This is a genomic window from Bradyrhizobium sp. USDA 10063 (assembly GCF_054063735.1).
The window spans coordinates 8,284,331-8,302,916 of the sequence record NZ_JBSSGP010000002.1; the positions used below are offsets into that span (position 1 = coordinate 8,284,331).

The window sequence follows — 18,586 nt, forward strand, 5'->3', positions numbered from 1 at the left end:
AGGAAGGTCCGCGAAGATCACCATTCTGTGGTCGAAGAGTGGATCGATCTGTTCCATGAAGAGATGCCCGGTGCAGCTCTTAAAGGGTGGGCGGTCTCGGTCGAGACAGGGCCATCTTACAAGGTCGGGCACCGGTTAAGACTATCAGCCGCGGGATATCGCTGGTACCGGTGCACGGCCGTGCCGCTCAGGAAACCCTGGATGGTTAGCGTTCGGGATTGCTTTGGGCATTTGGATGGACGTGGACCACGAAGAACTCTCGGCCCGCACACTGCCCGATCAGGCTCACCGGGATGCAACTGCGCACCGCCGGCGGCATGCTGAACTGGTCGGTGAAGCAGTTGGCAGAGCGAAGTGGGTTTCGTCCGCGTTCATTCGCCAGCTCGAGGAGTATAGCGACACTCGGCCGATGCCGGGCGAGTTGATGGAAATCCTCCGGAACACGTTTTCGGACGCGGGAATCGAATTCCTGTTTCCGCTGGCTGGCAAGTCAGAGATCCGCCTGCGATAGGTTAACCTTTGCCGGCGCAGAACTTCAGATTTCTGACGATTTTTTGTCGTCGCTTTCACTTGACCATTCTAATTTCCCCGATAGTTCGGCGGTCGCTTCTCGAAGAAGGCGTTCATTCCTTCCTGTTGGTCGGACGTGGCGAATGCGTACCGGATAGCTTGCCGTTCGAATTCCAGGCCCGCGTCGAGTGTGGTCTGAAAGGCAGCGAGAACGGCCGCCTTGGCGAGTTCTGCCGAACGCGGCGGCTTGTGCGCGATGATATCTGCGATTTCGAGCGCTCGCGCCTGTGCCCTGCCATCTTCGACAACTTCCGCGACGAGGCCGGCCTGTATCGCTGTACGGGCCGAAATGGATTGGCCGGTTAGGATCATCAGCATCGCCAGCGATTTGCCGGCCACGCGTGTCAAACGTTGGGTCGCGCCGTCGCCTGGCAAAATTCCAATGTTGATCTCAGGTTGGCCGAACAGCGCGCCTTCGCCTGCAATGACGATATCGGCGAGCATCGTGAGTTCGTGGCCGCCGCCAAAGCAAATCCCCTCAACCGCAGCGATAAGCGGCTTGGGGAAATTGGCGATGTCCCGCCATGCGTTGCGTCGTGCGGAATTGTCGATTGCCTCAAAGCCGCGCTGCTGCATCTCCTTAATGTCGGCTCCGGCGGAAAAAAATGCATCGCTCCCGCAAAGGACGATGCAGCGAACATCATCATCGAGTGCGGCGCATGGCGGCAGGCGGACGCAAGCTCCCCGATCAGCTCATTGCTCAAGGCGTTTCGTTTGGACGTCCTGTTCAATGTCAGCAGCCGCACGTAGGGGCGGGGAGACGTCCGGAGAATTAGGTCGGACCTCGCGTTCATGCTGCGTCTCCAGAAATAGAAAAAGGGCGATCGCCCCCCTTGTACTGAAATCGATTTCAAAAAACAACCGCCGCGGCTGGCGTCCCCGGACTACTGGTCCCTGCTTCGCTGCCGTCTTGCCGGACGTTCGCTCGGCCGTGGCGGCGCCGTCGATGAGCGCATCACGAGCCGATACGGCAACTGGACGCTTCTGGGAACCGGAGTTCCGGCGATAGCATTGATCAGATAGTCGGCGGCCCCACGGCCGATTTCCGCGGCCGGAACGCTGATCGTTGTCAGCGGCGGGTCCATTTGGGCCGCCAGCTCGACATCATCGAATCCCGTAATCGAAAGGTCCCCCGGGACGCTCAACCCCATTTTTCGAGCTTCCGCCATTGCGCCGATGGCGAGCGTATCGGTCGTGCAGATCACCGCCGTCGTTTCTGGATGATCGGAGAGCAGTTGGCGCAGCGCGCTGCGGCCTTGGACGAGCGAGTAATCTGCCTTGATGATCTGGGTCGGCCTGAGCGGGATGTTGGCTTTAGAGAGGGCGCGCTGGATACCCTCGAGCCTGGCGCGCGATCGGTCGTTGGATGGAGGAACAACGTTGGCGATCGCTCCGAAACGAACATGTCCAAGCCCTATGAGATACTCGGTCATTTCGCGCGTGGCGCTCTCGTTATCGATGCCGATCGCGGGAATGCCGCCAGCCGCCTTGCAAACATAGGTCGTGATCACGGGTACACCGGCCTGTTCGATCAGCGCCCTGAGTTCACGTCCGTGCGAGCCCCCGACCAGCACGATGCCGTCGATGCCGCGTTCGATAAGGCTTTGCATTTCTTGGAATTCGCGGCGTTGATCATATTGGGAATTCGCGATGAACAGCGTGTAGCCGCTTTCGCTCAGGCGGTTTTGTAGCGCCTCCACACCCTCGGCAAAAATGCCGAGCGCTAGTGTCGGAACGATCACGCCAATGGTTCGCATGCGTCCCGATTTCAATGCCCTCGCAGCGCTGTCGCGCGTATAAGATAAGTCGGTGATGTATCGCATCACCCTGTCACGAAGCTCCGGCCGCACGATTTCAGGGTGATTGAGAACCCGCGACACAGTTGCCGGCGACACGTTTGCCCGTCGCGCAACGTCCTCAATTTTCACTCTTGGCTGCTGACGACTTTTGGGGGCGATTGTCGGCTTCTTGTCCATCTGGTCTGCTCAATCAGGCGAAGAGGGCATGGTTGATGTTCGATCAGGCTTAAACCACCCGAAGGGCAGTATTCTCAAGCCTCCGCAAGCCCGTAATCCCGTTGTTCTGAGCACTTAAGCGATGAAATGCCGGCGGCTCGCGGGCTTCGCGCATTCCGATACGCTTGACTCGGCTGGTCCGGTCGCCTATTCTGAAATCGATTTCAGAGATGAAGTAGTATAATACCTCTGCATGAGTCCAACGGAAAGCAAGAGCGTATGGCCGATCTTCTGGGCGGCATTCGAGTCCTGAGCTTCAATCACTTCCTGATGGGGCCGGTCGGCGTGCAGTTTCTCGCTGACCTCGGCGCGGACGTGATCGCCGTGGAGCCTCCGGATGGTGCGTTCCAGCGAAAATGGGGTGGAGCGGACAAGTGGGTCGATGGTCAATCCATGCTGCTTCTCGCCGGCAATCGTAACAAGCGCAGTCTGGCGCTCGACCTGAAGAAGCCCGAAGCCGTTGCGATTGCCAAAAAATTGATCGCGACATCGGACGTCATCACTGAGAACTTCCGCCCAGGCGTGCTGGACAAGCTTGGCCTTGGCTACGAAGACGCGAGGAAAATCAATCCTCATATCATTTACGCGGCGGCGTCCGGGTATGGTCCCGATGGGCCCTACGTCTATCGCCCCGGGCAGGATCTCTTGGTTCAGGCACTATCCGGCCTTGCCGTGATCACCGGAAGTCGCGAGCATGGACCAAGGGCCGTGGGCGTTTCGGCAATTGATCATCACGGCGCGGCACTGTTTGCGGCGGGTATTCTGGCCGCATTGGTCAGGAAAGCGCGAACGGGGCAGGGATGCCGGGTCGATGTCAGCCTTCTGTCAGCTGCGCTCGACCTGCAGATGGAATCCTTTACCTGCTATCTGAATGGCCAAAGGCCCGATGATGTGCGTCAGCCCGGACCGATCGCCGGTTGGTACTACGGTGCGCCTTACGGAATTTATCCCACGCGCGACGGCCATATTGCGATCTCTCTTGGGTCGCTCGGTGCGCTGTGGGAAGCCCTCGGCCTTCCTGCCGATGAGCGCATCCCCGACAAGGAGGCGTATCGCCGCCGCGACCAAGCCTCGGCGGCGATCGCGGCCAATGTCGCGAGCCGCACGACGGCCGAATGCGTCGCCTTGTTCGAGGCATGCGGAATTTGGCACGCTGCTGTCAACGACTATGCAGACGTCGTTGCCGATCCGCAGGTCGTGCACAACAGGAATTTCCAGGTCGTCACTGGGGCGACGGGCACCCCGATCACGCTTGTCAGCCATCCCGTTCGCTACGACGGCAAGCTGCCGGAAGTGCGTTTGCCGCCGCAGAAGCTCGGTGCTCAAACGGAGGAAATCCTGAAAGAGCTTGGCTACAGCGCCCGGCAATTGAAAGATCTCTACGACAAGGGCGCCGTCGGCGCCGTACCGTCTCGCTACCCAACAAGAACATAAGTGTCTCGATAGAAGCACGTTTTGGCAAGAGGAGGAAAACCATGGGAATGGGACATAAGCTCGCGCGCGCGCTTCTTATCGGCGGCGCCTTTGGTGCGGTTTGCTCGTCGACATCCGCGCAATCGCAAACGCCGCTAAGCATCTGCTACGTGAATCATCCCGTGCAGGTGGCAAACGTCGCGATACTCGAGAGTTGGGCCGCCAAATATGGCGTCACACTGAACAAGACGGTGGCATCCTATGCGGTCTATTTGCCCAAGATTACCCAGATGCTGACCTCGGGCGCCAACGACCAATGCGACATTATCTGGAATAATGACGATTGGGGGCAAGACCTCGCTCAGTATCTTGAACCGCTTGATGATGTTCCCAATGCTCGCAAAGTCGAGGCAGGACAACTCGAGCCATTCCATAATGCGGATGGAAAAACGACGGCGGTGTCGATGGCAACGACAGCCGGAATTCTGTTCTATCGCACCGATCTCATTTCCGAAGCTCAACTGCCGAAGACCTGGGATGATCTCGTGAAGATCAGCCAGAAGCTGCAATCGGAAAAGAAAGTGAAGTGGGGTTATGTTGGCGGCATGAGCTACACCAACACCTTTTTCAGCTTCTGGTGGACGCTCTGGAACAATAACTGCGACATCTATGCACCCGCCTTTGAGCGCGACAACCGCAAGCTCGCCGCGGACGGCTGGAAGCCGATGATCAATTCGCCCTGCCAAGTACAAACCGCGGAGTTCTGGTGGGACGCGCTCAACGCAAAGAAGATCAGCCCCCCCGGCATGACCACCTATTCGCGCGACGAAGCCAACGCCATCTTCCAGGCAGGTGATGCCGCCTTCACAGTTGCCGATACCACCTTTCTTGGCGCGTTCAACAACCCGGAGAAATCTTCGGTCGCCGGAAAGGTGGGGGTCGCTCCGTTCCCGGTCGGTCCCATGGGCAAGGGCGTCCGCACCTGGATCGACATCTGGGGCTGGTCAATTCCCGAAACCATACCTCTCGATCGCAAAGCGGCTGCCAAGAAGCTCCTCGGTGCGATGCTGGGCGACACTGATGGTCAGATCGCCCAATGGAGTCAGACGGGAGCTCCGCCGCCAAATACCGACGTCTGGTCAGCGCTCGAAAACACAGACGCTGCCTGGCGCAAGCTTCACGCCATCCTATTTGAGGCCGATCATGTGCACAGCGCGTACTACTTCCGTAGCTGGGCAGCCGTGCACAAGACCTACTCTGACACACTGATCCGAGCGATGAAAGGAAAACGTGAGGACATTGCTTCGACATTGAAGGCGGCCTTCGATCCTGTTCACTCCGGCGCAACGGCTGAGTGATGATCGGCCGCGCCCACACATTCGGTCTCGATGAGAAACAGCGATTTGTGCTCTTTCTCATCGCGCCGGCTGCCATCGTTCTTGTCTGCTTCCAGATCATTCCGATTCTGATTGGAATGAACGCGAGTTTTCGGGACTGGTCTCTCGTCAATCCGCAAAAGACCTGGGTTGGTCTCAAGCAATACCTCGCTGTTTTTACCGATCCCCTCTTTCTACAGATCGTCCTGCCCAACACCTTTCTCCTGATGGTCGTGTCGGTGGGCGTATCGCTAGCGTTCGGCCTTGCGCTTGCGTCGATGCTCAATCGCCCGTTTTTCGGACGGGTGGTCCTGCGGACAGTTATCCTTTTGCCGTTGACGATCGCGCCCGTTATTACCGCGACGATGATGCGATGGTCATTCAATGATCAGTTCGGGATCGTCACAACCTTCTTGTCGTATCTCGGTCTTCCTGACATTCCCTGGCTTTCGGACCGCTGGCCGAGTTTCGCGCTCGTCATCGCAACAGACATCTGGATCTGGACTCCCTGGTTTACGATCATCCTTCTCGCCGCCATGCAGGGCTTGCCGCGCGAGCCTTTCGAAGCCGCAAGGATCGATGCGGCTACACCGTGGTGCATTTTCAGGAATGTGACACTGCCCATGCTGCGGCCCGTAATTGTCGTATGCGTTCTGATCCGCGCGATAGATGCGTTCCGCACCTTTGATCAGGTCTGGATTTTGACCGGCGGCGGACCAGCGCGAAGCACGGAAGTCTTTAGCGTCTACACCTACGTTCAGGCGTTCGTAAATCTCGATGTCGGACGAGGCGCGGCAGCCGCCGGCGTCGGAGCCATCATCATGCTGCTTGTCGGGATTGGCCTCTACAAGCTCGTCAACCGGACTGTGGATGTCTCCAGATGATCGCTTTAGCCGTTGAAGCCGTGCGGCGGGCCGTATTCGCGATCAGCGCCGCTGCAATTTTCGTTCTGTTCCTGGGACCAGTCGCGATTCTAGGCGTGACATCACTCCGTCCCGCATCGGGTGTGTTCTATATCTGGCGCGGCACGAGTTTCACGCTCAACAACTTCGTCGAGGTGCTGCATCAGTCGCAGGTGATGCAGGCAATGTGGAACAGTTTGGTGCTCGCCACGTTTGCGACCATCCTGTCGCTCGGCATTACCGTCGGTAGCGGATATATGCTGTCGCGCTTCGCAGGCCTAATCCAGCGCAGCTGGTTTGCGACCATCTACATCTTCCGCACCGTTCCCTACATTTCCTGGGTGCTGCCGCTCTATCTCGTCAACACGCAGCTTGGAATCTATGACACCTATATTGGACTTCTATTGCCGCATATAGCCGTCCATGTCTGCTTTTTTTCCTGGCTGATGAAGGGCTTTTTCGACGGCATCAATCCATCGATGGAATATGCCGCCCTGATCGACGGCTGCACACGTTGGGGAGCGTTCCGCCGTGTGGCGCTTCCCGCTGCGCTTCCGGGGATTGCGGCGCTTGCAATCCTTTGCTGGCTCTCGACCTGGAACGAGTTCTTGTTTGCGTTGATCCTGTCGGGCAGGCGAACGCCCCTGATCACGTCGACCATGGCGCAATTCGTCACCGAGACAGGAACGGAATGGAATTTGATGAGCGCGACCGCGATACTTGCAATGCTGCCGGCGCTGCTCGTGACCATATTCGGTCAGAAATACGTCATTCGTGGACTGCGGATGTAGCCGTTCGAAACTCTTGAGGAAGATCATGGCAGAGGTCGTATTACGCAACGTCGTGAAGCGGTATGGCACACTGCAGGTCGTCCATGAGGTCAATCTCACCATCGCCGATGGAGAATTTGTCGTGCTTGTCGGACCCTCGGGGTGTGGGAAATCGACGACATTGCGCATGATCGCAGGTCTTGAGGACATCAGCGCATTCACGATTCGGATCGGCGACAAAGTCGTCAACGAGCTGCCGCCGAAGGATCGCGACATCGCGATGGTATTCCAGAATTATGCGCTCTATCAGCAAATGACGGTATTTGACAATCTTGCGTTCGGATTGCGGAACCGCAAAGTGCCTGAGCCGGAAATCCGCAAAGAAGTCGCCCGCGCGACCCAGATGCTTGGGCTGGACTCGTTGCTTGCGCGCAAGCCATTTCAGCTCTCAGGCGGGCAACAGCAGCGCGTAGCGCTTGGCCGCTGCATCGTGCGGCGACCGCAAGTGTTTCTGTTCGACGAGCCGTTGTCAAATCTTGATGCCAAACTACGCGCACAGATGCGTATCGAAATCAAGGCGCTGCGAGAACGTGTGCCAACAACGTCGGTTTATGTCACCCATGATCAGGTCGAAGCGATGACGCTGGGCGATCGGGTGGTCGTCATGAAAGAGGGCTGGATTCAGCAGGTCGGTACACCCCTTGAGATCTACAATCGTCCCGCCAACCGCTTCGTTGCGAGCTTTGTCGGGGCGCCAGCTATGAACTTCATGGAGGTCGAGCTGGTCGAGCAGCAGGATCTCATGTCAGCTCAAAGGAAGGACTTCGAGGTCCAGCTTTCACCGGAGCAGGCAACAGTACTGCGCAGGCACGGGTCAAAGACGGTAACTCTGGGAATTCGGCCGGAGCATATTCGCCTAGCTTCGCCTTCCGGGAACGAGGGCTCCTCATTTCGCGGGGTCGTCACTGTCACCGAGCAGCTCGGCTCGGAACTGGTGATCGGTCTCAATGTGGCGGATAACACCCTCATGGCCTCGCGCATCGCTCCCGAGATCGAGATCAGCCCTCATACAAGCGTACAGATGTGCGTGGATCGAAACGCGCTGAAGTTCTTCGATCCGAGAACCGAAGCGGCGATCAGATAACGTGCTGGACGGTTCTTGTGCAGGGACGGAAAGCCAATCGCCAGGACGGGCAAAAAAAGCAGGAGATGGTGAATATGGGCAAGTCGCAATGGAGCCAAGCGATCGAGCAGATGCAGGCGCGGATCGATCAGACGCTTGGCGTTCTGGGAACAGAGTTCCCGCATTGGGCGGACGCCACAACAGGCAAATGGACAACGACCCCGGATGGTGATTGGACCGGTGGAGCATGGCCGGGCATGTTATGGCTGCTGGCACGACGTTCGGGCGAGGCAAAGTACGTCGATGCCGCTCGGATGTGGAGCATCCGTCTCAAGCCGCGTGCTCATCTGCAAACCGCGTTCAAAGGGTTTGGCTTCTACTACGGTGCCGCGCTTGGCGATCTCCTGTGCGGAGACAGGGCCGCAGCTGCGCTGGCGATAGATGCAGCCCGGTCACTGAAGGCTCAATTCGCCCCGAAACTGGACCTCATTCCGCTCGGCGGCGATGCCGAGGAATCAGACGACGTTGGCAGTTCGTTCAGCAGTATCGATTCGTTGCAGGCGGTGCCACTCTTGTATTGGGCGGCAGGAAAGACGGGCGATGCATCGTTTGCCGACGTCGCGACACGACATACCACGCGCGTGCTCGACATTCACATGCGTCCTGACGGCTCAATCGTTCAGTCCAGCGAGCTAAATCCCGCGACTGGCGAAGTCGTCCGTCATTTCACCCACAAGGGGGTCAGCGACACGAGCGTGTGGGGCAGGGCGCAAGCCTGGGGGCTCGTCTACACGGCGATCGCGTGTGCTCACCGTCCGCAAGAGAGGCGCTGGATGGAGCAACTGATTGCAGGAGCGCATTGGTGGCTTTCGCATGTGCCAGCCAGCATGGTCGCGTTCTGGGACTTTGATGATCCTGCGATCCCCCATACCGAGACCGACACCGCGGCAACGGCAATCGCGTGCTCTGCACTGCTGAAGCTAGGGCAGCTCGCGCCGTCGGCGGAGTTGCGCGGCAAATATCGTGAGGCGGGCGAACGCACGGCAACGGCACTGATCAATGGTTATCTCACGACCGCGGGCCCGAACGAAGCCCGTCCGTCGGGTATGCTGGTCGGTGCCTGTTTCAACAAACGGCGCGACGCGCGCGCTCAGGATTCGGCGTGCAATGCAGAGACGATTTTCGGGTCCTACTATCTGTTGGAGTCTTTGAATGTGCTTGATGGAATGATCGAGCCCGAAAAGATCTGATCTTCGATGCAATCTGCTCCGTGGAGTGCTGCTCATGGCAAACCCAAAAGGCTCCGTTTATGATGGTCTCTTCCCCGTCGCGCCATCGCCCTTTACCGAAACCGGGGCGCTTGACCTTGAGGGGCAGCGGCGCGTGCTGGATTGCATGATCGATCAGGGCGTCGACGGAATCTGCATTCTGGCCAATTACTCGGAGCAGTTCCTGTTGTCGGACCAGGAGCGCAGCATATTAGTCGATCTCTGCCTGTCGCATGTGGGGGGCCGTAGGTCGGTCATGGTGACATGCAGCCATTTCAGCACCCGTATCGCGGTGGAACGCGCCCGCTATGCGGCCGAGCGTGGAGCAAGCCTTCTTATGCTGATGCCGCCTTACCACGGCGCAGGCCTCAAAGCCGACGAAGCCGCCATGCTCGAGCACTTCAGCCGTGTCGCAGACGCAGCCAAAATTCCAATCATGGTCCAGGACGCGCCGCTCAGCGGCGTGACGCTGACCGTACCGTTTCTCGCTCGTCTCGCCCGAGAGGTGCCGCTCGTCAACTACTTCAAGATCGAGGTGCCGTTTGCTGCGGCGAAACTGCGCGCGCTGATCGAGGCCGGGGGCGACGCGATCACTGGCCCGTTTGACGGCGAGGAAGCCATTACGATGATGGCAGATCTCGATGCTGGTGCGACCGGGACGATACCAAGCGCGCTGCTTCCCGATTTGTTGCGCCCAGTGATCGATCATCACAAGGCGGGGCGCAGGCGGGAAGCCGTTGCTGCCTATGCAAGGGTGTTGCCGTTAGTCAATTTCGAGAGCCGCCAATGCGGTCTGCGCGCTGCCAAAAGCGTCATGGCTGAGGGCCGCGTCATCAAGTGTGAGGCCGTGCGACATCCCCTCGAGCAAATTCACCCCAACACGAGAGCTGGATTGATTGAGCTTGCGCGCGAGGTCAATCCTCTAGCCCTCCATTGGGGACACTGAGTGACCTCGGCATCAGACAGCCGATCGGCGCGACCCCGTACAACTCTCGAGGCGCTCTCGACTGCGCTCTTGAAGCCGCAAAGGGATTTAACACGTGGCGAAAAATGTCGGCCTATGACCGATACAAGACGATGCGCAAGACCGCGGATGTCGTTCGTTCGGCGCGTGGCGGAAATTGCGCCGACCATGACCTTGGAGCAGGGCAAGCCCCTCGCAGAGTCGAGCGGCGAAACGGCGCTCGCCGCCGATATAATTGAGTGGTTCGCCGAGGAGGCGCGCCGCGCCTATGGCAGGATTGTGCCGGCGCGGTTCGGCAATGTCGCCCAGTTCGTGACAAAGGAGCTGGTCGGCCCGGTGGCGGCTTTTACCCCGTGGAATTTCCCTATCAATCAGGCCGTGTGTAAGATGTCCGGGGCGCTCGCGGCCGGTTGTTCGATCATCGTCAAGGGTCCCGAGGAGACGCCGGCAAGCTGCATCGAGCTGGTTCGCGCCTATATGGATATACCCGCTGGCGTCATCAATCTGGTCCTTGGCGTGCCCGCTGAAGTTTCAAAGTATCTCATCCGACGTCCGATCATCCGCAAAGTGTCTTTCACCGGTTCGACCGTGGTCGGCAAGCACCTCGCGGCACTTGCTGGCGCCCATATGAAGCGCGTTACCATGGAGCTCGGTGGGGACGCGCCTGCCATCGTGTTCGAGGACGCCAACCTGGAGAATGCCGCAAGAATCCTCCCGGCGAATAAATTTTGCAATGCCAGCCAAATCTGCGTCCCGCCTACTCGGTTTCTGGTTCATGAGAGTGTCTACGAGGAGCTCGTTGACAGGTTTGTTGCCGAGACCACGGCTATCAAGGTCGGCAATGGGCTCGAAAAAGATACGCGGATGGGACCGCTCGCCAATTCTCCGCGGGTCGATGCGATGGAGAGTTTTGTCGCAGACGCCGTTCAGCGCGGCGCCGAGTTGCGCACCGGCGGCAAGCGCATTGGCAATGAGGGCTTCTTCTTCGAACCGACCGTTTTGACTTCTGTTCCGCTTCGGGCGCGCATCATGAACGAAGAGCCTTTCGGCCTTATTGCGCCAATCACGGCAAGAGCTATGACGAGGTCGTCAGCGAGGCCAATCAACTGCCGTACGGCCTTGCCGCCTACGCATTTACGCAATCCTCCAAGACGATGACGGCTATTGGAGGCGACCTTGAAATCACCATGGCCTGGCCCTTCCAGAAGTCCCGTTCGGCGGAATCAAGGATTCTGGCTACGGTTCGGAAGGCGGCCTCGAGGCAATCGAGGGATATCTCAATACGAAGTTCGTGACCCAGCGAGCGCATAGTCAACTTGGCGACAGGGCGAGGGCGATGTTCTGTGAGCCGGCGCACTCGCTGCCTCGACCAAGCGATCTCACCCTATTCACCGTAGCGCAGCCATGGAACTCGACAGAATCGATGCTCGTCTTCTTGATCTCGTGCAACGCAACAATCGCTTGAGCAGTGAAGAACTCGGCGCGAAAGTCGGCTTGTCTGCATCCGGAGTTCAGCGTCGATTAAAGCGCCTACGATCGGAGCGCGTGATAGAAGGAGACGTTTCAATCATTTCTCCAAAAGCGATCGGACGCAACGTGACCGTCTTGGTTCTCATCTCGCTTGAGCGCGCTCGGGCCGACATCGTTGATCGCTGCAAGCGGACAATCTGCAAGATGCCGGAGGTGATGAGCGGATTCTACGTTACCGGCCAAGCCGACTTCGTCCTGCTAGTTACAGCAAGTGATATGGAAGAGTACGAACACTTCACTCGGCGCCTTGTACATGTAAATCCAGACATAAAGCGCTTTGAAACGATGGTCGTTGTGGATCGAGTCAAAACCGGCTTCGCTTTACCAATGGCTTCTATCGCATGCTGGTGACCGTTTTGACGTGACACTTGGCAGCTTGCCCCGCGAGCTACGGCTTGTTGCTTCATGTTGATGATCTGCTTGAACCTGCGCATCACCTTCACCGGTCGTCTGAGGCTTCGTCGGTCGCATCGCGCCCGCGGATGTGACCTGCCACTGAACTTTCATCCGGTAGCGGTTAGAGTCTCGAGTCCTCAGATCACTCTCGCAGAGATTTCGAGCTACAGCACCATATAATCCAGCAGCCAGCGTTTCGAGGGGCTGCGCCATAGAGTTCGGGCCGAAGCTTCTCGATCTGAAGTGCTGAATGAGCGACAACGCTTGCGTAGCGAAACTCAGTGCCTGTGCACGTGCCGCATCGTCGGGCGAACCGGAGATTGGTGAGCCGGCCGCCGCGCGCAAATCCGTTTTCATGATGATGCCCTTCTCACGCTCTTTAAGCTGGATAGCAGCTGCTCGTCAGCTCGTCGTCAGCTTCTCTCGGTATCCTCGCAGCAGGGCCTAAGAAGCCCAAACTTACCGCTAGGAAACTTACGAAGGGAAATGCGAATCGCCATGTATAACCGAATCGATGGCTCATCCACACGCGCTAGCCAGGCTGACGTACCAAGTCAGTCGGTGGATAGCGGCAGCTTTACGGAAACACTTGCGGATCTCGCGCCTCGGTGGAGCTCACAACCTGGGGAGTTGCCTGACAAAATGGGTCTCTGCTGCAGCAAGCCACACACCTCAGATGCAAATGTTCAAACTTCAAGCGCCTCCGATCCCAGTACATCCTCTCCAGCGAGTCCGGCCACCTCCTTGTTTGAATACAGGACAGCCGAGTTGCGTGATGCGAATGTAGACGGCATTTGCGTTGGGCTGACTGCGGAGTGGTTCCGCAATCTTAACAACAACCCATCAACCCGAACGAATTCGCTCACACCCGGATCGCAAGCGCACGGCTCAGCGGCTGAGCGGCAGCAGCAGTATCAGAACCTCAAGGATCAGTTGCGAAGCAGGGGGGCTGGATCTTCTCAGGCCGATCTTCAGGCACAAAATACCGTTTTGCAGGAAGCAGGCTTGGAACCATCTGGAGAAGAGAAGCGATTCGCGTTCGGCAAGCCTTCGAACGTCAAGCGCATGGTGAACGAAATCAACCAAGACGGATCGAACCATTTGGTCAGCTTGTATTTCGCCGAAGGCGGCGCACACACAGTTGCCACGTCGGCCTCGTCTGGAATGACCACGCTGTTCGACCCGAACTATGGAGAATTTACGGCCGAATCAAACCAGATGGCTTCGTTGTTTCAGAGCCTCGCCAACCGTTACAGGAACCCCAACGCGCAGCATTTGTCGACAGTAACCACACAACGGATGTACTGAAGCTGACCTGCAAGCCGGCGGTTAAAGTGGACCCCGGATTTTGGACCGGCGGCTTAGCTCGTGCGGATGCCGTTCCGTTTTGATAAACGGAGCGGACCATGAAGAAGACGAGAAGACGAGACGGAAAATCGATGCGGCGCTGAAGGCCAAGATCGCCTTGGAGGCGCTGCGAGAACAATCAACGGTGACGGATCTGGCGCAGCGCTACCAGGTGCATGTGAACCAGATTTATGCGTGGAAGAAGCAGCTTCACGATCAAGCGGTTCGGGCGTTCGACGCGGGCGCTGGTCGGGATGGCGAGGCGGCCACGAACTGGAGGTCGAGAAGTTCCACGCCAAGATCGGACAATTGACGATCGAGCGAGATTTTTTAGCCAGGAGGTCCGGAAGATGAGTGCGCCGGATCGCCGAGGATTGCTTCAGCGCGATCATGAGGGTCTATCGATCCGCCGGCAATGCCAACTGCTGAGCGTTGCGCGATCGAGCGTATATCGGCCGCCGCGGCCGGCCAATGACAACGACCTTGAGCTGATGCGGCGGATCGACCAGCTGTTCACGGCCTGGCCGTTCCTGGGCTCGCGGCGGATGACGGCAATGCTCAATGGCGAAGGCTGCCGCATCAATTGCAAGCGTGTGCAGCGGTTGATACCCAAGATGGGCATCGCGGCGTTGGGACCAAAATCCAGAACCACAAAGCCGGCGCCGGGACACAAGATCTTCCCGTATCTCCTGCGCCATATGGTGATCGACCGGCCGAATCAAGTGTGGGCAGCCGATATCACCTATGTGCCGATCGGCCAGGGCTTTCTGGATCTGGTGGCGATCATCGATTGGGCGAGCCGTGCGGTGCTGGCCTGGCGCCTGTCGAACGCGATGGACACATCGTTCTGCGTGTCTGCGCTCGAAGAGGCCTTGGCGGGCTTCGGCTGTGCCTGAGATCTCAGCGCGATGCGAAGCATCGTCGCGACAATCCCGACCAGGGCAGCCAGTTCATCAGCGCCGCCTTCACGGCCACGCTGGCCGCCACCGGCGTCAGGATCTCGATGGACGGTCGCGGGCGCTGGATGGACAACGTGTTCATCGAGCGGCCGTGGCGCTCGCTCAAATACGAGGACATCTATCTCAAGTGTCATTCGGATGGCCATGGGGGGATAGCCGGAATCGCCCGATGGATCGAATTTTGCAATTTCCAGCGCCTCATCAGGCGCTGGAAAACCGCGCGGCGATGGCGGTCTGGCGGGCCGGTGTCAGCGGCGCATTCGGAGAAGAGGCTGCGGATATGACGCTTCTCGCAAGCGAGAAGCTTGGACAACGCTGCGCGTTGCCCACATCCCCACAGCCACAACAGCAGCAAGCAAGAATAGCGTAAAGTTATTGGGGAGAACGAACGGCAGCAGCTCCACTTAAGAAACCGGACCCAGTGGCCCTCAGCATAGGGTCCACTTCATGGCGGCAGATTCCGCAAACTGCTCACGCAGATTGGAAGCGCCAACGACAAATGCAGATTGGAAGCGCCAACGACAAATCAAGAGCAAGACAGAAACCGCTCTCGCACTATCTGATCAACATCGCCCGACTCGGCGGTTATCTCGCCCGCGTAAGCGACCCGCCGCCCGGCAATACCGTCATCTGGCGCGGGCTGTCACGCCTCACCGACATCGCGCTAGGCACCATGGTCGGAGCGAGAATTTGTGGGTCATTGAAAGCGCCGCCACGGAGGGATACGGTCATATCGACAAGACGCATCTTGATGTGAGCACGCGCAGCGCTCGGGATAAATCCCGATCAGGGGCAACCTGCTTGTGCTACGCTCGCATCCACCTATACCAATGTGTATTCGAGCTAACCACGGGGATGAATTGGCATGAAGCGCGGGCGCAATCATTATGGCCTTATATTGTCCAGATAATTCGAGGGGCTATGTACACTCAAGTTTACTCCCTGTTCGGGGAGGCGCGGGAACGCACAGCTGAAGGTGGTGCACCTACCCGATATTCCAGTTTGATCGATGACCTGAGTCAGTTGAATTTCGCAGACGCGGATGACCGTCGAGCTTTCCCTCCGACACTACACAGCATATTAGCAAGGCATGGACTGTTCGGGCTCACTACACCAGCAGAGCACGGCGGATTAGCTCTTCCCTTGCAAGAGGCCATCGACCTCATCTCCGCCACTGCATCCTTCGATGTCTCGGCTGCCTCTACCCTCGTCATCCATAACTTCCTGGCCTTGCCCTGCATCGAAGCGGCACCGCACATCCCTGAACAAGGGCATGTCATGTGGGGTGCAACACGCGGCGACCTTTGCGCTTTCGCTTTGACAGAGCCTGGAGCCGGTTCTGCCCCGCGGCATATAGAGGCTTCGGCTTTCATGCACGAAGACAGAGTTCGCATCTCTGGCCGCAAAATCTGGATCGGCCTCGCTGACTGGGCTCGTTGGATCGTTTGCTTTGCGCGAGCCTCTGGTCCCGATGCGAAAGGTCGGTTAGTTGGTGTACTAGTTGATAGGCACGCTCCGGGCCTAAAGGTCACGCACGAGCATCGCACACTCGGTCTACGTGGCATTATTCAAAATACTCTGGAGTTCCAGGATGTCGAGGTGCCGAGTGCTTACGTGCTCTCTCGCGATCAAGACGGCTGGGGAGCAGCAGCATCTAGTATGAACCGCGGGCGTATCGGTGTGGCTGCTATGGGTCTTGGAGCCCTTGAGCGCGCTATCCAGGTCGCAGCCTCATATGCAAGCCATCGTCGACTAGGTAAGCTGCGCATGATTGAGAACAGCTATATCGAGCAGTTATTTGAGCAGATGGTGCTCCGGCGGGAAGTAGTGAAGGCAATGCTGGGTGCATCCTGCCGACTTGTCTCAGCGCAGGGCGCGCCCAACGTCCACCTTGCGTCGGCAACGAAGGTTTTGTCGTCGGAGTGGTGCGGCCTCGTCGCTGATCAATGCGTCCAACTGTTAGGTGGCCGTGGTTACGATGAGGGAACGCCTGTAGCTAAACTCTATCGAGACGCTCGCATTCTCCGCATCTTCGAAGGTCCGACTGAGACGCTCCTATCGCATCTCGGCCGCTGTCTTCTCTCTAGAGCCACACGTGACGGAATAGCCGATCTTTTTCTGTCTCTTGGTGCGGCGCCAGTCCATGCTGCTGCAATTGAGGAACTCTCTGGGCTCAATGAGACAGACGGCGCCGTGCTAATCTATGCGGGTTGGCTCACCACACTAGGACTGGCACAAGCTGTCATGTCTGCTGGTTGCTTCTCCGCCTCAGCTTGTGCCGCAGCCGCGGCTGACCTAGTCAGTTCCGAATTAGCAACTCTCCGTACTCGCGCGCCGGCGCAGCTATCTTTCGAAGGCCGCATTCGCGCTAGTCGGACTCTGAATACCTTCCTTCAAGACGCAGCTTCTTCCATCCGCTCACCTGTCCTCACAGACGATTACCTCAAATTGGTGCAGTATGTCTGACATCCTAGCCGTTCTTATGCATGGGAGGGATGATGAGGGCTGGCCAGTATAGTTTAAGCACTTGAAGCAGCGTAGGGTTGCTGAAGCCGATCCTGCTCCCCGTTCGAGGCTGCCACACCCGCCATGCCGGACGATACAACCGTTCCTGTTTCCAGCCGTTGGCCGCAAGAAGATCACCGCCGCTTTCGACGGCGGGCGCTTGTCGTCCGACGGCGGCGTCATGCTCCTCGCCCAAGCTGAGCGCCGCCTTGGCATCGCCGAGCGCCTGGCGCGCTTCATTCCAGACCAGCGGGATCCGACCCGCGTCAGGCATGCTGTGGCGGACATGATCCGCGCCCGGATCTTCGCCATCTGGCGTCCCAGCTGACCCTTTCGCGTCTGGAGAACGCCCCGAGCCTCCGCGATGCGATCCGTCTGACCTATGCTCTGGTGGATCAGTGGATGGCCAGCTACGCCACCGCGCCGGATGGGGTGGCGCTGGATGTCGACGACACCTGCGATGTCGTCCATGGCGTATTGCCTCATGGAGGAATTGCTCCCGAGGACGCGATTGTTGCCTCATTTATGCTCCCAAGAAGACGGACGGTCGGTACGGGGGAGGCCGGTCGTGGACCTGGCCGGGGTTGCGCAACGACCGGCCTCCCCCGTACCTGAAGTAAGCGCTGTCACCCGCGCAATCGGTGTTGCGTCGATCCGGGCCGCATGAGCCTCCGATCCAAACAGCGGCGCGCTTGCCTGCTCGCTGCGCCAGGATTTGAGGCGGCGCTGAAGCGTTCGCAGCAGCTTGTCCGGGTACGCGCCCGGATATTCCGCCTGTAACCTCGTCAGGAGTTCGGCGCCGGTTCGCCACGGCTCGGCCTTGAACCACTCCTGCAGCTGTGGGGTCGCCTGAACGAGCGGATCAGGGCGACGACGACCTCGCTTCGCTTTGAGGATCGGCCGGTCCGTCGGTCGAGATGCGCCCTCTTTCTAAGCTGTTCGCAAGCTGGCGAGGAACAAGTCGATCGGCGGTGCCACAGCAATCGAATTGCCCGCCGACTTCAGATCGGCAAGGTCGGCCAGACGTTGCTGTGCAGACCGAATGTCACGCAGCAACGCGACCGGGTCCAAGCTGACGCAGATTTCCTGCAGTCGGGCCCAAACTGCATTGGAGGTACGTGGGTCGGCTGCCAGCCGCTGATGCGGCGTCGTCGGCGCACTGTAAGATTTCCGGACGCGTGCGCCATCGCGCTGTTTTCCGATCAGCTTGAACGACGACTGGAAGAAGTTCACAAACAGCCGCGCTGAGCGATAGAGTTTTGCGAGCAACGCGGCCGCCTCGAGCCCTCACAGCAACCGTCGTAATCTGACGCTCTGTGTTTGTCGCGTTCAGCCGTGTCCAGTTGAAGACGTAATGTCCGGAGCCGGACACTGAGGCTCAAGTATTTCGCCGCCGCGGCGCAAAGAGGTGGTTTTTCCCTCTTCAAGTAAGGCCTGCACAACCTCTT

At 58.5% G+C, this 18,586-nt stretch carries 13 protein-coding genes and 4 pseudogenes; 14 read left to right on the forward strand and 3 right to left on the reverse strand.

What is annotated here, in order from left to right:
* Positions 1 to 235: 235 nt before the first annotated feature.
* Positions 236 to 511, forward strand: coding sequence for a hypothetical protein (locus ACVJGD_RS40845; protein WP_456639413.1), 276 nt, complete (start codon positions 236 to 238; stop codon positions 509 to 511).
* A gap of 68 nt (positions 512 to 579) precedes the next feature.
* Here the strand turns inward: ACVJGD_RS40845 and ACVJGD_RS40850 are convergent, their stop codons facing one another.
* Both ACVJGD_RS40850 and ACVJGD_RS40855 read right to left on the reverse strand, forming a co-directional pair.
* Positions 580 to 1,239, reverse strand: coding sequence for an enoyl-CoA hydratase-related protein (locus ACVJGD_RS40850; RefSeq protein WP_456640545.1), 660 nt, complete (start codon positions 1,237 to 1,239; stop codon positions 580 to 582).
* Positions 1,240 to 1,454: 215 nt separating this feature from the next.
* Positions 1,455 to 2,546 (reverse strand): LacI family DNA-binding transcriptional regulator, encoded by a 1,092-nt coding sequence (locus ACVJGD_RS40855; RefSeq protein ID WP_456639414.1) that lies wholly within the window; start codon positions 2,544 to 2,546, stop codon positions 1,455 to 1,457.
* A 258-nt stretch (positions 2,547 to 2,804) separates the two neighbouring features.
* Between ACVJGD_RS40855 and ACVJGD_RS40860 the strand changes: the two genes are divergently transcribed.
* The 13 genes and pseudogenes from ACVJGD_RS40860 to ACVJGD_RS40920 all read left to right on the forward strand — a co-directional run.
* A complete protein-coding gene (locus ACVJGD_RS40860; RefSeq protein ID WP_456639415.1) occupies positions 2,805 to 4,019 on the forward strand; it encodes a CaiB/BaiF CoA transferase family protein in 1,215 nt (404 codons plus the stop codon).
* A gap of 41 nt (positions 4,020 to 4,060) precedes the next feature.
* Positions 4,061 to 5,356, forward strand: coding sequence for an extracellular solute-binding protein (locus ACVJGD_RS40865; protein ID WP_456639416.1), 1,296 nt, complete (start codon positions 4,061 to 4,063; stop codon positions 5,354 to 5,356).
* Positions 5,356 to 6,258, forward strand: coding sequence for a carbohydrate ABC transporter permease (locus tag ACVJGD_RS40870; RefSeq protein ID WP_456639417.1), 903 nt, complete (start codon positions 5,356 to 5,358; stop codon positions 6,256 to 6,258). Before ACVJGD_RS40865 ends, ACVJGD_RS40870 begins: the two co-directional genes overlap by 1 nt.
* Positions 6,255 to 7,067, forward strand: a complete 813-nt coding sequence (locus tag ACVJGD_RS40875) for a carbohydrate ABC transporter permease (RefSeq protein ID WP_456639418.1) — start codon at positions 6,255 to 6,257, stop codon at positions 7,065 to 7,067. The genes ACVJGD_RS40870 and ACVJGD_RS40875 overlap by 4 nt, the downstream gene beginning before the upstream one ends.
* Positions 7,068 to 7,092: 25 nt before the next feature.
* Positions 7,093 to 8,190, forward strand: a complete 1,098-nt coding sequence (locus ACVJGD_RS40880) for an ABC transporter ATP-binding protein (protein WP_456639419.1) — start codon at positions 7,093 to 7,095, stop codon at positions 8,188 to 8,190.
* A gap of 74 nt (positions 8,191 to 8,264) precedes the next feature.
* Positions 8,265 to 9,419: a hypothetical protein gene (locus ACVJGD_RS40885; protein ID WP_456639420.1), complete on the forward strand. Its 1,155-nt coding sequence runs from the start codon at positions 8,265 to 8,267 to the stop codon at positions 9,417 to 9,419.
* 34 nt (positions 9,420 to 9,453) lie between these two features.
* Positions 9,454 to 10,383: a dihydrodipicolinate synthase family protein gene (locus ACVJGD_RS40890; protein WP_456639421.1), complete on the forward strand. Its 930-nt coding sequence runs from the start codon at positions 9,454 to 9,456 to the stop codon at positions 10,381 to 10,383.
* Positions 10,371 to 11,701: pseudogene (locus tag ACVJGD_RS40895) on the forward strand (NAD-dependent succinate-semialdehyde dehydrogenase); the annotation flags it as partial. The gene ACVJGD_RS40890 and the pseudogene ACVJGD_RS40895, both read left to right, overlap by 13 nt.
* A gap of 104 nt (positions 11,702 to 11,805) precedes the next feature.
* On the forward strand, positions 11,806 to 12,282 hold the full coding sequence (locus tag ACVJGD_RS40900) for an Lrp/AsnC family transcriptional regulator (protein ID WP_456639422.1): 477 nt from the start codon (positions 11,806 to 11,808) through the stop codon (positions 12,280 to 12,282).
* Positions 12,283 to 12,969: 687 nt separating this feature from the next.
* Positions 12,970 to 13,635, forward strand: coding sequence for a YopT-type cysteine protease domain-containing protein (locus ACVJGD_RS40905; protein ID WP_456640546.1), 666 nt, complete (start codon positions 12,970 to 12,972; stop codon positions 13,633 to 13,635).
* Between the two features lie 82 nt (positions 13,636 to 13,717).
* Positions 13,718 to 14,871, forward strand: a pseudogene (locus tag ACVJGD_RS40910) (IS3 family transposase); the annotation flags it as partial.
* 683 nt (positions 14,872 to 15,554) lie between these two features.
* The gene (locus tag ACVJGD_RS40915) at positions 15,555 to 17,099 is read left to right on the forward strand and encodes an acyl-CoA dehydrogenase family protein (protein ID WP_456640547.1); all 1,545 of its coding nucleotides are present in this window, start codon (positions 15,555 to 15,557) and stop codon (positions 17,097 to 17,099) included.
* Between the two features lie 109 nt (positions 17,100 to 17,208).
* Positions 17,209 to 17,612: pseudogene (locus ACVJGD_RS40920) on the forward strand (transposase); the annotation flags it as partial.
* Positions 17,613 to 17,807: 195 nt separating this feature from the next.
* Here ACVJGD_RS40920 and ACVJGD_RS40925 read toward each other — a convergent pair.
* Positions 17,808 to 18,425: pseudogene (locus ACVJGD_RS40925) on the reverse strand (ISNCY family transposase); the annotation flags it as partial.
* Between the last annotated feature and the right edge of the window lie 161 nt (positions 18,426 to 18,586).